We start from the raw sequence: 11,866 nt of genomic DNA, 5'->3' as shown, positions 1-11,866 counted from the left end.
ACTGCCGCCGATCCGACGGCCGGGGCACACCGGGAGGTCGCCGCTGGACGCGTGAAGACGGACCGCAGGCGTAGATCCCGGCACTCGCGGGTGCCATATGCCGCTAAAGATCAGTGTTTCGGCCCGTCGCCCGCCCCTGTCGTGGATACGCTCTCCCAGCATGGAGACGAGGCATGCGGGAGCGCCCGCCGGGCTGTTGCTCGCGGCGGGTGAGGGGCGGCGGCTCGGCACGCCGAAGGCGCTCGTCGAGATCGGCGGCGTACGCCTGACGGACCGCGGGGTGCGCATGCTGCACGAGGCGGGATGCACCCCGATCGTCGTGGTCACCGGCGCGGCACGCGTCGACGTGGCGGGCGCCGTCGTCGTGTACAACCCCGGCTGGCGCACCGGTATGGGCTCCTCGCTGCGCGCCGGCCTGTCCGCGCTGGCGCCCGACTGCCCGGCCGTGGTGATCGCCCTGGTCGACCAGCCGAACGTCTCGGCCGAGGCCGTGCTCCGGCTCCGCGCGGCGTACGACGCCGGGGCGCGCGTCGCGGTGGCGACCTACGAGGGACGTCCCCGCAATCCGGTCCTCATCGCCCGTGAGCACTTCGCCGAGGTGGCGGAGTACGCCGAGGGCGATGTGGGGGCGCGGGAGTTCCTACGCGCACGCCCTGACATCGTGGTCTCCGTCCCGTGTGACGACGTCGCCGATCCCCGCGACATCGACACGCCCGAGGATCTGAGGCGGTTCGATATCGACCCCGCATAATGACAACCGGAAATGTTTCTCGGGCGTCTTGTTGAGGCCAGGGGGGCCCGTGGTGAAATGACGAGCGGCGATTTATGGGCGGGCCGCGGGAAGGCGAGCAGTTTCCGATGACATCAAGCTGGCCAGAAGAACCCGGCTATCACTGGGTGACGCACAACGACAGTACGGTCAACCACCTGGCGAAGGCCGCCGGCGCCCTGAGCGAGGACGTGCCGGACACCGCGACGGCGCAGGTCCACGCGATGCTGGCCCAGGCGGAGGCGACGCTGGTCGTCGTGCACACGCTGCGGGACATCATGGGCCGCCTGTACGAACAGACGGTCGCGGTGGACAATCTGCGGCGGACCATCGCCGGCCTCGACGGCGGCGACGATGATCCGCGCAACGGCAACTCGCTGGTCTTCGGGCGTCAGACGGATCTCAGTTCCGAAGATTGACGGCGCCGGCGTCGACGGCGCCGCAGTCGACCGCGCGGCGCAACCGTGCGGTGAGCGCACGGATGGTCGCCGGCTCGTCGAGCACGCCGTCCGGCCGTGTGTCCGCACCATCGGCGTCCTTCCATGCCCGGACGCGTTCGATCGCCTCGTCCAGGCCGGTCAGGTGGAACCCGTACACGGCGGCGAACCTGCTGACCAGGTGCGCCGCGTGCAGGTCCCAGCCCTGGTTGTAGCCGTGCAGCAGTGAATAACGCACGAGCGCCGCGTGTCTCCGCCACGCCCGGTGCACGTCCGCCGTGTCATCGCCGGCCGGGACGATGTTGGTCGAGCCGTCCGAGAGCCGCACGCCGGTGCCGGCCAGGGTCACCTGCATGACGTGACGCGCGTACTCACAGGCCGGATGGTCCAGCCGCTGCTCGGACGGCGGCAGGCCCAGCGCGGCCGTGTAGTCGTAGACGCCGAAGTGCGCCGCGCTCAGCCGGCTGCCGCCGGCGTCCACGACCGCGCGCAGGCCGGCGACCGACTCCGTCGTCTCGACCTGGATCTCGAAGCGCAGCATGCCCTCCGGCAGGCCGATCTCCTCCTCGAACCGCGCCAGGAACTCCGCGAAGACCTCAACGTGCTGCGGCGCGATGATCTTCGGCAGGGTCACCACGAAGCCGCCCGGCAGCTTGCCCAGCCGCTCGGCCAGCCCGGTGAGGAAACCGTCCAGCGTGCGCATGCTGCGTGCGTGCCCGCCGTCGGCGAACGACTTGACCCGCAGCCCCCAGTAGTAGGGCAGGCGCCGCGCCTCGTACGCCTGCGCGACCTCCTCCACGGCACGTTCGACGTGGGCGTCCTCCTCCTCGTCGTCACGTACGCCGTAGCCGTCCTCGAAGTCGATCCGTATGTCCTCGACCGGCTCGCGGGCCAGCTTGGCGGCGACCCGCTCCCGTACGGCGTCGCCGAGCGAGCCGTCGACGCCGAACGCGGTGGCGACCGCGGCACCGTCCGGGACGTGGGTGTTCAGCAGCCGCAGCGCCTCGGTGCCGAGGTCGGCAGGGGCGGACGCGGTGAAGCGATCCGCCGGCACGTAGACGGTGTGCACCGGCTGCCGCTCCGCCGGATCGCCGGGATACCGGCGGGCGTGCTCGGCCCGCGCCTCCTCGACGCGCGCGCTCAGATCATCGAGCGTGGACAGAGTCAACTTCACCGCGGGTTCCCTCCCAGAGACACTGCGGCACACGTTACCGACCGGAACCCCCGCGAGCCCGGTGATCAACGACGACGGGGTCAGTCCGCGGTGATTCCCCACATACCGCTCGTCTCCTCGCCCGGCTTGAGCGCGATCAGGTCGATGCCGGTCGCGAAGGAGTTCGGCGGGCAGGTCATCGGCTCGGCGCCGAGGCCCGTGCGCCGGGTCTCGTCCATCACCTCGTCGCGGGTGTAGATCTCCAGCCAGGGATGGCCCTCGCCGGCCCACAGCGCGACCGACCGCTCGCCGTCGCGCAGCCGCACCCACGCGCGTCCGTCACCGTCGCGGTCCAGCGCGGTGTACGGGTTGTTGATCGCCGTTTCGCCGATGCGCCGCGGGGCGCGGAAGTCGTACGGCGTGCCCGCGACCTCGCGGGTCTCCGGCTCCGGGATGGCACGCTCGTCGATCTCCAGGTAGCGGCCGGCGGTGACGAGCAGCTCGCACTCGTCCAGCGGCCGCCCGAGCGTCAGGTAGGGGTGCGCGCCGTGCCCGTACGGCGCGACGCGTGAGCCGGCGTTGCGCGCCGACTGGCGCACGGTCAGCCCGCCGGCGGCGTCGAGGGTGTACTCCACGGTGAGGTCGAGCCGGAACGGATAGCCGGAATGGCCGAGCAGCCGGTGGGTGAGCCGCACGCGGTGCCGCTCGTGCTCGGCGGCCCCCCACGACTCGAACCGGACGAGGCCGTGGATGGCGTTGTCGAGGTCGCCCTCGTTGATCGGCAGGGAGTGGGACTCGCCGCCGAAGGAGTAGCGGCCGTGGTCGATCCGGTTGGGCCAGGGCGCGAGCAGCTGTCCGGCCGCGGCGGGCACCGGCTCGTCGGCGTCGTGGGACAGGATCAGCGGCCGGCCGTCGTGGAGGAGCGCGCGCAGGCTCGCGCCCTGTTCTGTCACGATCGCCTCGTACGGCCCCGCGAAGATCTCGTACTGGTTACCCGAGAGCGTCATGATGCGATTGTCGCCTGCTCGGCGAGTGCGTGCAGAGCCTGGGTGAACACCTCGGCCGGCGGGGAGACCAGACCCGCGCCGACCTGGCCGGTGCCGGCGACCCGCCCGGCGATGCCGGTGTTGACGACCGGCAGCAGCCCGGTACGGACGACCTTGGTGACGTCGATGCCCACGGGCGTGCCGCGAAAGTCCAGGATCGGCACCTGGAAGGCCGGGTGCTCGGCCAAGGTGATCTCGTACATCCGCTGTGTCGCGGCGAGCGCGTCGGGCACCTCGCCGCCGATGAACCGCACGATCGCGGGCGCCGCCGCCATCGCGAAACCGCCCACGCCGGTCGTCTCGGTGATCGTCGAGTCACCGATGTCGGGGTTGGCGTCGCCGGGACCGTACGAGCCCAGGTAGAGACCGTCGGGGACGCCGGCGGGCCCGGTGAACCATCGGTCGCCCGTCCCGGAGACCTGGATCCCGAAGTCGGTGCCGTTGCGGGCCATCGCCACGACCAGGGACGAGCCGGGCACGTCGCGAGCGGCGTCGGCGCTCACCTTGCCCGCCGCCATCGCCAGGTTGAGGAAGAAGTGGTCGTTGCCGGCCGCGAACCGCAGCGCCTCCACGCCGCCGGCCTCGGCCAGGTCGCCCGCCAGTTCGCGGACGAACAACGAGGTCGCCGCGCGGTTGCGGTTGTGCAGCTCGTCGCCCATGTGCAGCGCCTGCGCCATGATCGCGCGCAGGTCCACCGGGCCGTGGGCGCGTACCGCCTCCCGCAGCACCGGGCCGAGCGAGCCGGCCATCCAGCGCAGCCGTTCGATCACCTCGGGGCCGTACGCGCCGTAGCGCAGCACCTTGCCGAGGCCCTCGTTGAGCGAGCAGTACGCCGTGCCGCCGTTCTCGGCGTCCTCGACCACGAACATCCACATCGACGGGCTCACGACACCCGCCATCGGGCCGACCGTGCCGTGGTGGTGGCAGGGCTCGAGCGGCGCCGTCCGCAGCAGGAGTTCCGCGTCTTCGGGCGTTTCGGCCAGGCCCTCGAAGATCGCTGCGCCGATCAGCGCGCCGCGCATCGGTCCCGACGCGCGTTCCCAGGTCAGTGGCGGCCCGGCGTGCAGGAACGAACCGGGTTCGAGGTCGAGGACCTCATGGGCGGGACGGACGTCGACCAGGTGCGGCCGGGCGCCGAGCAGCCGCCCGACGGCCGTGGCGTCGGCCGCCGCACGGCGCCGGTCGCCCATGACCACGGCGAGATCCTCGGCGAGGCCGGTGTACCCGGCGGGGCCCGCCGGCGGCCGCCAGTCGACCGTCTCCACCGGCACGGCCTGCTCGCCGAGGGCGTCGGCCAGTACGGAGGCGCCGGCCGCGACGACCTTTACCTCACGGGTGAGAAGACCGCCGAGCCCGCCGTCGCCGTTCTCGTGCGGCTCCCTCGCTGAGGGCGTACTCATGATCAGGATCCTTCGGCGAGTGAGACGGCATGGCGGGTGGCGGCGGCGTTGGAGGCGTACACCGCCGCGCCGGCCGCGGCGAGGGCCTCGGCCTGCCGGTCCCGGCCCTGCGGGTCGCCGGAGGTCCCGCACAGGGAGACGACCACCGGGACCTTGGCCTCCTGGATCACCGGGACCAGTGCCGCCGCCGGGTCGGGCTCGGAGCCGTGGCCGAGGACGACGTCGATCAGCACGACCGCGGCGTCACCACCGGTCGTCTCGGCCGCCAGGCGTTCGAGGCGCAGTGTGGGGTCGATCATCGGGTGGGCGCGTCCGCGGGTGTAGCGGTCGTCGCCGAGGTCGGTCATCTCGTTCGGGGTCGAGCCGGCGATGAGCGCCGCCTCCTCGCACAGCGTCCCGCCCGCGAACAGGCCACGGAGCGGACCCGGCCGTGGGGGATGGACCCGCCGGGAGGGAAGCCAGGACGGCCAGGGGGGCACCGGGACGCCGATGGTCTCCAGGGCGTCCTCGACGACCTTCGTCAGGTCGTCACCGCCCTCGCCGAGCAGCCCGAACCGGACCGGAGTGGCCAGCCGCCGCGCGGCGGCACGTATCAGGTCCCCGACCTCGGGCGCCGGCGGCTTGGAGACGACGACGATGAGCTCGGTGGCCGGATCGGCGTCGAGCGCCCGCAGCGCCTGGAGCGTGGACCGGCCGCTGATCTCGGCGGACAGGTCGCGGCCGCCGACGCCGAGTACGTGGCTGACCCCGGCACCCGCCTCGTCGAGCAGGCTCATCACCTGCTGTGCGCCGGTCCCGGAGGCGGCGACCAGACCGATCGGGCCAGGACGCACGACGTTGGCGAAGCCGAGCCCGACGCCGCCGACCACGGCGGTGCCGCAGTCGGGGCCCATCACCAGCAGGCCGCGCCGCGCCGCCGTCTCCTTGAGTTCGAGCTCGTGCTCGATGGGCACGTTGTCGCTGAAGACCATGACGTTGAGGCCGGCGTCCAGGGCGTCCATGGCTTCGGCGAAGGCGTACGGTCCCGGCACCGAGACGAGCGCGACCGTGGCGTCGATCCGGCGTGCGGCCGACCCGGTGGTGCGCGGAGGAGCCGGCACGCCGAACGCGCGGGGCGCGGACCGGGTGGAGAGCAGCTCGTCCACGGTGACGCGCGCGGCCTCCAGCGCGTCCGCGTCGTCGGCGCGTATCGCGACGAGCAGGTCATCCGGTCGCGTGCCGTCCGGCGGTGTGAAGCCCATCTCGGCCAGAAGATCGACGTTGAGCGTGGTGGCCATGGCGGTCAGCGCCGCGGTCACGCCGGGGCGCTCGGCCAGACGGCGGCCGGCCCGCATGAGCGTGACCGAGTCGTGGTACGCGCCGGACCGCACCTCCACGAGTTCGTTCCTGATCAGAGTGCTCCCTCGTTCTTCTTCGCTCACGTGCCGCTGCCACCGCGGCGAGGCGGGTGCGCCGCGCTCAGTGCCAGGGCGGACCGGCAGCCGAGAAGCAGACCCCAGGCCAGGTCGGCGCCCGAGGTGTGGCCGGTGGCGAGGAGGCGCCGCGTGGCCGGGACCAGCGGGTCCTGCCCGGCGATGCCGCGCAGGACGGCCGCCGCCTCCATGCTCGCCTGGCCGCGTGCGGCGCAGTGCAGCAGGGTGGCGGCGAGCGAGGTGGTGCGCTCACCGGCGTGGGCGGTGACGGCGGCGCCGAGCCAGTCGGCGAGCCACACCGCACGCCCTCCGCCGGGTACGGCCCCGCCGAGCAGGCGCAGCGCCAGCAGCAGGCCGGCGAGCGCGTCGTCTCCGCTGGGGGTCAGCCCGGGCCCGAGGCCGACGATGCGTTCGGCGGCGTCGACCGCCCGCGCGAGATCTCCGGCCAGGCAGGCGTCCGCGAGGTTCTTCGGCGCGGCGTGGCCGGACAGGCCCCACGGCCCGGTCACGGCGTCGAGGGCGCGTTCGCCGTGCGAGAGACGGGCCAGCGACAGCGGGCCGAGCACCGGGGTCGGGTCCCACCAGCGGCGCACGCGCGCCCGCAGGCGTCCGCCGACGAGGACGCAGCCGTCACCGACGAACGTCTCGTCGCCCTCGCGTACCGACCGGAACGGCTCCTGCCGCGTCGGGACGGCCAGGACGACCGCGTTCGGCGGGCGTACGGCGTCGGAGGTGGTCAGCGCTATCACCGCCGGCTCGGGGGACCGGGCCACCTGCAGGTAGACGGCGGACGGGAAGACCGCGATCACGCGGCCGTGGCGCCGGGGGCCGCTGAGCGCCGTGCGCACACCGAGGCTCGCCGCGCCCGCCAGAGTGGGGACCGTCACGGCGTGGGATCCGTGTTCGGGGGCAGGCCTCGGTCTGCGCCGAGCGGTGGACAACGGCACCGGACCCTCCCAGTGGTCAAGGTTCGTGGTGGCCTGTCGCAGGTGTTCATGATGGCCGTTCGTGGCGAACGTAGACCGGGCCTGGGCCCCGCCGTATGGATAATTCTGCCAAGGATGGTTGCCATCGTTCGTGTCTGTTGTCATGGTTGTTCGCGCATAGGTGGTCAACTGCGGCAGATCGGGCACCGATGTCCTTCACCGAACCCCTACCCCCCACACTGCGCCTCGCGAGCACCGGAACACTGACGTACGGGCTTTCTGTCGGTGAGGTGCTCGGAGTGCCCGCGCTCTCCGGGGCCCGGGTGATCGCGGGCGAGAGCGGGCTCGGCCGGGTCGTCCAGCGCCTCAACGTGATGGAGGTGCCGGACATCCTGGGCTGGGTGAAGCCGCACGAGCTGCTCCTCACCACGGGATACCCGCTGCGTAACACCCCCCAGTCCCTCGGGCACCTCGTGGCCGACCTGGACGAGCGCGGTCTGGCGGCGATCGCCATCAAGCTGGGCCGCTACCTGGACGGCCTGCCCGTCGAGATGATCGAGCAGGCCGACCGCCTGGGCTTCCCCCTGATCCTGCTGGCCAACGACGTCGGCTTCGACGACATCCTCAACCAGGTGCTGACCGACATCCTCAACCGGCAGGCCGCGATCCTCGCGCGCACCGAGGAGGTCCACCGGGCGCTCGTGCAGATCGTGCTGTGCGGCGGCGGCCTGCAGGAGATCACCGACGAGGTCGCGGCCCTGCTCGGCGCCGCCGTCGCGGTGATCGACTCCGACGGCCGGGAGCTGGTCGCCTCGGGCGGCGAGCGATACCTGGCAGCGCTGCGCGCCGCCGACCCGGGCCTGGAGGAGTACGGCGCGCACGGCGACCGCACGGTCGTCCCCGTGGTGGCCGGCGGATACACCTACGGCCGGATGGCCGCGGTGGGCGAGTCCGCGCCCGAGGTCGGCATGCTGGAGCGCGCCGCCACCGTCGCCGCGCTCGTCATCACCAAGCAGCAGGCCGTGTCGGCGGTGGAGAGCAAGTACCGCGCGGACTTCCTCCGCGACGTGCTCACCGGACGTCCCGGCGGCGACGACGAGCACGTCGTCGCGCACAGCGCGAGCTTCGGCTGGGACCTCGGCCGGCCCGTCATCGTGGTCGTCGTGGAGCTGGATCGCGCGCCCGCCGGCGTACCGGACGAGCGCGTGCTCCAGGACCGGCTGACCGCCGCGCTGACCTCGGCGGTGCGCCGCCGCGACCGCAGGGGCGCGGTCGCGGGCTTCTCCCACGAGGTGGTCGCCGTGCTCGGCGCGGACGCCTGCGACGTCGCCGCGCTCGCCAAGGACGCCACCGCCGTCTTCGCCGACGCGGGCCGCACGTTCTCAGTGGGCGTGAGCCGGACGGCGGCGGTGCCCGGCGAGCTGCCGTCCGCCTACGACCAGGCGGTCAAGGCGGTGCACGTGGGCCGCCAGCTCCACGGCGACGGGGCGGTCGCCCACTTCGACCAGCTCGGGGTGTTCCGGCTGCTGAGCCTGGTCAACGACACCGCCGAACTGCACGCCTTCGTCGGGGAGACCCTCGGCGAGCTCGCCGGAGACGGCGACGCGGAGGCCGTCGACCTGCGGCGTACGCTGCAGGTACTCCTGGAGACCAACCTCAACGTCGCCGAGACGGCGCGGCGGCTGCATTTTCACTACAACACGCTGCGGTACCGGATCGGCAAGCTCGAACGCCTGCTCGGCCCGTTCACCGAGGACGCGCACCTCCGCCTCAACCTCACCCTCGCGCTTCACGTACTGCGCATGCGGGGTATCTAAGACCACAACCACCACTGTCGCGCTTTGGCAGTTTCCGACGATGTCCACAGGGAGGCGCGGATCTAGCGTGCCCGCAACTACATCCTGGAGGGCCGCCATGGCGATCGGATGGAAACTGCACGGCGACGGCCGCGGTCTCGCGCCGGGCGAGGTGGTAGGACCCGGCGAGCGGCTCTCGTGGGGGAGGACCGTCGGCATCGGCGCCCAGCACGTCGTCGCGATGTTCGGCGCGACGTTCGTCTTCCCGGTCGTGATGGGGCTGGACCCGAACCTCGCGATCATGATGTCGGGCATCGCGACGATCCTGTTCCTGCTGATCGTGAACGGAAAGGTGCCGAGCTACCTGGGCACCAGCGCCTCGTTCGTCGGTGCCGTCGCCTCGATCCGCATGGCGGGCGGCTCGACCGCCAACGTCACCGGCGCGATTCTGATCGCCGGTCTCGTGCTGGGCATCGTCGGTGTGATCATCCACTTCCTGGGCGCCGGGGTCATCCACCGGATCTTCCCGCCGGTCGTCACCGGCGCGGTCGTCATGCTGATCGGCTTCAACCTCGCGCCGGTCGTCGCGAACGTCTACTGGCCCCAGGACCAGTGGGTGGCGCTCGCCACGCTGGCCTTCGTGGTGTTCTGCGCGGTATTGCTGCGCGGCTTCTGGGCCCGCATCGCCATCCTGCTCGGCCTGGTCTTCGGGTACGCGCTGTCGTGGGTGCTCGACAAGACCGCGGGCAAGATCACCGCTGTGGACGGCGCCGGGAAGATGGGCACGCATTTCCGGGTGAACTTCGACAGCGTCAAGGCGGCCGACTGGTTCGGCTTCCCGCACCTGCACGGCCCCGACTTCAAGACCTCGGCCATCCTGGTCGCGCTGCCCGCCGTCATCGCGCTGATCGCGGAGAACACCGGGCACGTCAAGGCGGTCGCCGCGATGACCGAGACGGACCTGGACCCCTACCTCGGCCGGGCCATCGCCGCGGACGGCGTCGGAACGGTCCTGGCCAGCGCGGTCGGCGGCTCCCCGACGACCACGTACGCCGAGAACATCGGCGTCATGGCCGCGACGAGGATCTACTCGACCGCCGCGTACTTCGTGGCGGCCGTCGTGGCGATCCTGTTCGGCCTGTGCCCGAAGTTCGGCGCGCTGGTGGCCGCGACCCCCGGCGGGGTGCTCGGCGGCATCACCGTGGTCCTGTACGGCATGATCGGCCTGCTGGGCGCCAAGATCTGGATCGAGAACCGCGTGGACTTCGGCGATCCGGTCAACCTCGTACCGGTGGCCGCGGGCATCATCCTCGCCATCGGCAACGTCACCCTCAAGATCACCGATGACTTCCCGCTGCAGGGCATCGCGCTCGGCACGATCGCGGTCCTGGTCGGCTACCACGCCCTGGCCGCCGCCCAGCGGTCCCCGCGCGACGGCGGAGGCGGGATCATCGCGCCGGGCGAACGCGACACCGTCGCCGACGCACCCGGCCGGGCGGCCACGGAGGGCGCGGAGTGAGCCTCTCGTGAAGCCGCCTGCCTTCGAACACCACGCGCCGGAGACCCTGGAGGAGGCCCTGGAGGTCCTCGCACGCACGGCCGAGGACGCCAAGGTCCTGGCCGGCGGGCAGAGCCTCATCCCGCTGCTGAACATGCGGCTGGCCGCCCCGGGCCACCTGGTCGACATCAACCGCGTGGCCTCGCTGGACACTCTCGAGGTCACGCGGGAGGGTGTACGCGTCGGCGCCCTGGCCCGGCACACGCGGGTCGAGCACTCCGCCGAGGCCGCGGACGCGCAACCGCTGCTGCGAGCGGCCCTGAGGCAGGTCGCCCACCCGGTCGTACGCAACCGGGGCACGGTCGTCGGCAGCCTCGCGCACGCCGACCCGGCGGCCGAGCTGCCCGCCGTGCTCGCCGTCCTGGAGGGCACGGTCGAGGCGGTGTCGTCGGGCGGGCGGCGGACGATCCCGGCCGCGGAGTTCTTCGCCGGGCCGCTGGAGTCGTCCCTGCGGCCGGGCGAGCTGGCGGCCGGGGCGTTCTTCCCGGCGCTGCCCGCGCGTACCGGCACCGCGTTCGCCGAGGTCGCCAGGCGGCACGGGGACTACGCCATGGCCGGGGCGGCGGCGGTCGTCACGCTGGACGACGACCAGAGGGTGTGCTCGGCCAGGGTGGGCTACCTCAGCGTGGCGGCTACCCCGCTCGTCCTGGACCTGACCGGGGTCCTGGGGCACCGGCCGCCGGTCACCTGCGACTGGGCCGCCGCCGCGGCGTACGCGCGGGACCACATCGACACCGACGAGGACATCCACGCGAGCGCCGACTACCGGCGCCACCTCGCCGGTGTCCTCACCGAGCGGACGCTGCGAGCCGCCGCCCAGGAGGCTTTGTGAGGCAACGACCATGACCGGCGCCCGCGAGATCGGTCTCATCGTCAACGGGGTGCCGCGGACCGCCTCGGCGGAGCCGCGGCGGCTCCTGTCGGATTTCCTCCGCCACGACCTGGGCCTGACCGGCACCCATGTGGGCTGTGAGCACGGCGTCTGCGGCTGCTGCACGGTGCTGTTCGACGGCGACCCGGTCCGCTCCTGCCTGATGTTCGCCGTCACCGCGTCCGGTCACGAGATCACCACCGTGGAGGGCCTCGCCGCCGGTCACGCGGGCGGCCTGTCACCGGTGCAGCGGGCGTTCCAGGACAGCCACGGCCTGCAGTGCGGCTTCTGCACGCCGGGCTTTCTCTGCACGGTGACCGCGCTTCTGCGCGACAACCCGCGCCCGAGCGACGAGGAGGTCCTCGAGGGGATCTCCGGCAACCTGTGCCGGTGCACGGGGTACCAGAACATCATCAAGGCGGTGCACCGCGCCGCGGACATCATCGCCGAGGAAGCTCCGGAGGCGGACCGGTGACGAAGCGGAGCGAGGGAACCGAA

11 protein-coding genes are annotated in these 11,866 nt (G+C 72.5%); 6 read left to right on the top strand and 5 right to left on the bottom strand.

Features of this window, described 5'->3' with window-relative positions:
* Positions 1-160: 160 nt before the first annotated feature.
* Entirely contained in the window at positions 161-751 is a 591-nt protein-coding gene (locus FB559_RS00420; RefSeq protein ID WP_141952058.1) for a nucleotidyltransferase family protein, read from the top strand.
* A 107-nt stretch (positions 752-858) separates the two neighbouring features.
* Entirely contained in the window at positions 859-1,188 is a 330-nt protein-coding gene (locus FB559_RS00415; RefSeq protein ID WP_141952056.1) for a hypothetical protein, read from the top strand.
* Here the strand turns inward: FB559_RS00415 and FB559_RS00410 are convergent.
* From FB559_RS00410 to FB559_RS00390, 5 genes are all read right to left on the bottom strand, one after another.
* Positions 1,172-2,380 carry a DUF6986 family protein gene (locus FB559_RS00410; protein WP_141952053.1) on the bottom strand — a complete coding sequence of 403 codons (1,209 nt, stop codon included), beginning with the start codon at positions 2,378-2,380 and terminating at the stop codon, positions 1,172-1,174. The two genes, FB559_RS00415 and FB559_RS00410, sit on opposite strands and share 17 nt — an antisense overlap.
* Positions 2,381-2,460: 80 nt before the next feature.
* Positions 2,461-3,366: an aldose 1-epimerase family protein gene (locus tag FB559_RS00405; RefSeq protein ID WP_141952051.1), complete on the bottom strand. Its 906-nt coding sequence runs from the start codon at positions 3,364-3,366 to the stop codon at positions 2,461-2,463.
* Positions 3,363-4,805, bottom strand: a complete 1,443-nt coding sequence (locus FB559_RS00400) for a YlbE family protein (RefSeq protein WP_141952049.1) — start codon at positions 4,803-4,805, stop codon at positions 3,363-3,365. The genes FB559_RS00405 and FB559_RS00400 overlap by 4 nt, the downstream gene beginning before the upstream one ends.
* Positions 4,806-4,807: 2 nt before the next feature.
* Positions 4,808-6,226, bottom strand: a complete 1,419-nt coding sequence (locus FB559_RS00395; RefSeq protein WP_246121272.1) for an AllF/FdrA family protein — start codon at positions 6,224-6,226, stop codon at positions 4,808-4,810.
* On the bottom strand, positions 6,223-7,104 hold the full coding sequence (locus tag FB559_RS00390) for an oxamate carbamoyltransferase subunit AllH family protein (RefSeq protein ID WP_246121271.1): 882 nt from the start codon (positions 7,102-7,104) through the stop codon (positions 6,223-6,225). The genes FB559_RS00395 and FB559_RS00390 overlap by 4 nt, the downstream gene beginning before the upstream one ends.
* 248 nt (positions 7,105-7,352) lie before the next feature.
* Here FB559_RS00390 and FB559_RS00385 point away from each other — a divergent pair, with 248 nt between their 5' ends.
* From FB559_RS00385 to FB559_RS00370, 4 genes are all read left to right on the top strand, one after another.
* Positions 7,353-8,960, top strand: coding sequence for a PucR family transcriptional regulator (locus FB559_RS00385; RefSeq protein WP_141952044.1), 1,608 nt, complete (start codon positions 7,353-7,355; stop codon positions 8,958-8,960).
* 97 nt (positions 8,961-9,057) lie between these two features.
* Positions 9,058-10,458, top strand: coding sequence for a uracil-xanthine permease family protein (locus FB559_RS00380; protein WP_141952042.1), 1,401 nt, complete (start codon positions 9,058-9,060; stop codon positions 10,456-10,458).
* A 7-nt stretch (positions 10,459-10,465) separates the two neighbouring features.
* The gene (locus tag FB559_RS00375; RefSeq protein WP_141952040.1) at positions 10,466-11,329 is read left to right on the top strand and encodes an FAD binding domain-containing protein; all 864 of its coding nucleotides are present in this window, start codon (positions 10,466-10,468) and stop codon (positions 11,327-11,329) included.
* 10 nt (positions 11,330-11,339) lie between these two features.
* A complete protein-coding gene (locus FB559_RS00370; protein WP_185791984.1) occupies positions 11,340-11,843 on the top strand; it encodes a (2Fe-2S)-binding protein in 504 nt (167 codons plus the stop codon).
* Positions 11,844-11,866 lie beyond the last annotated feature (23 nt).

This window comes from Actinoallomurus bryophytorum (assembly GCF_006716425.1).
Classification (GTDB): Bacteria; Actinomycetota; Actinomycetes; order Streptosporangiales; family Streptosporangiaceae; genus Actinoallomurus; species Actinoallomurus bryophytorum.
This window is presented reverse-complemented; position numbering and strand designations above follow the sequence as displayed.

What these genes read in the sequence shown, in the direction of transcription:
- FB559_RS00420 (WP_141952058.1), top strand. Translation starts at nt 161, where the DNA reads ATGGAGACGAGGCATGCGGGAGCGCCCGCCGGGCTGTTGCTCGCGGCG.
- FB559_RS00415 (WP_141952056.1), top strand. Translation starts at nt 859, where the DNA reads ATGACATCAAGCTGGCCAGAAGAACCCGGCTATCACTGGGTGACGCAC.
- FB559_RS00405 (WP_141952051.1), bottom strand. Translation starts at nt 3,366, where the DNA reads ATGACGCTCTCGGGTAACCAGTACGAGATCTTCGCGGGGCCGTACGAG.
- FB559_RS00400 (WP_141952049.1), bottom strand. Translation starts at nt 4,805, where the DNA reads ATGAGTACGCCCTCAGCGAGGGAGCCGCACGAGAACGGCGACGGCGGG.
- FB559_RS00385 (WP_141952044.1), top strand. Translation starts at nt 7,353, where the DNA reads ATGTCCTTCACCGAACCCCTACCCCCCACACTGCGCCTCGCGAGCACC.
- FB559_RS00380 (WP_141952042.1), top strand. Translation starts at nt 9,058, where the DNA reads ATGGCGATCGGATGGAAACTGCACGGCGACGGCCGCGGTCTCGCGCCG.
- FB559_RS00370 (WP_185791984.1), top strand. Translation starts at nt 11,340, where the DNA reads ATGACCGGCGCCCGCGAGATCGGTCTCATCGTCAACGGGGTGCCGCGG.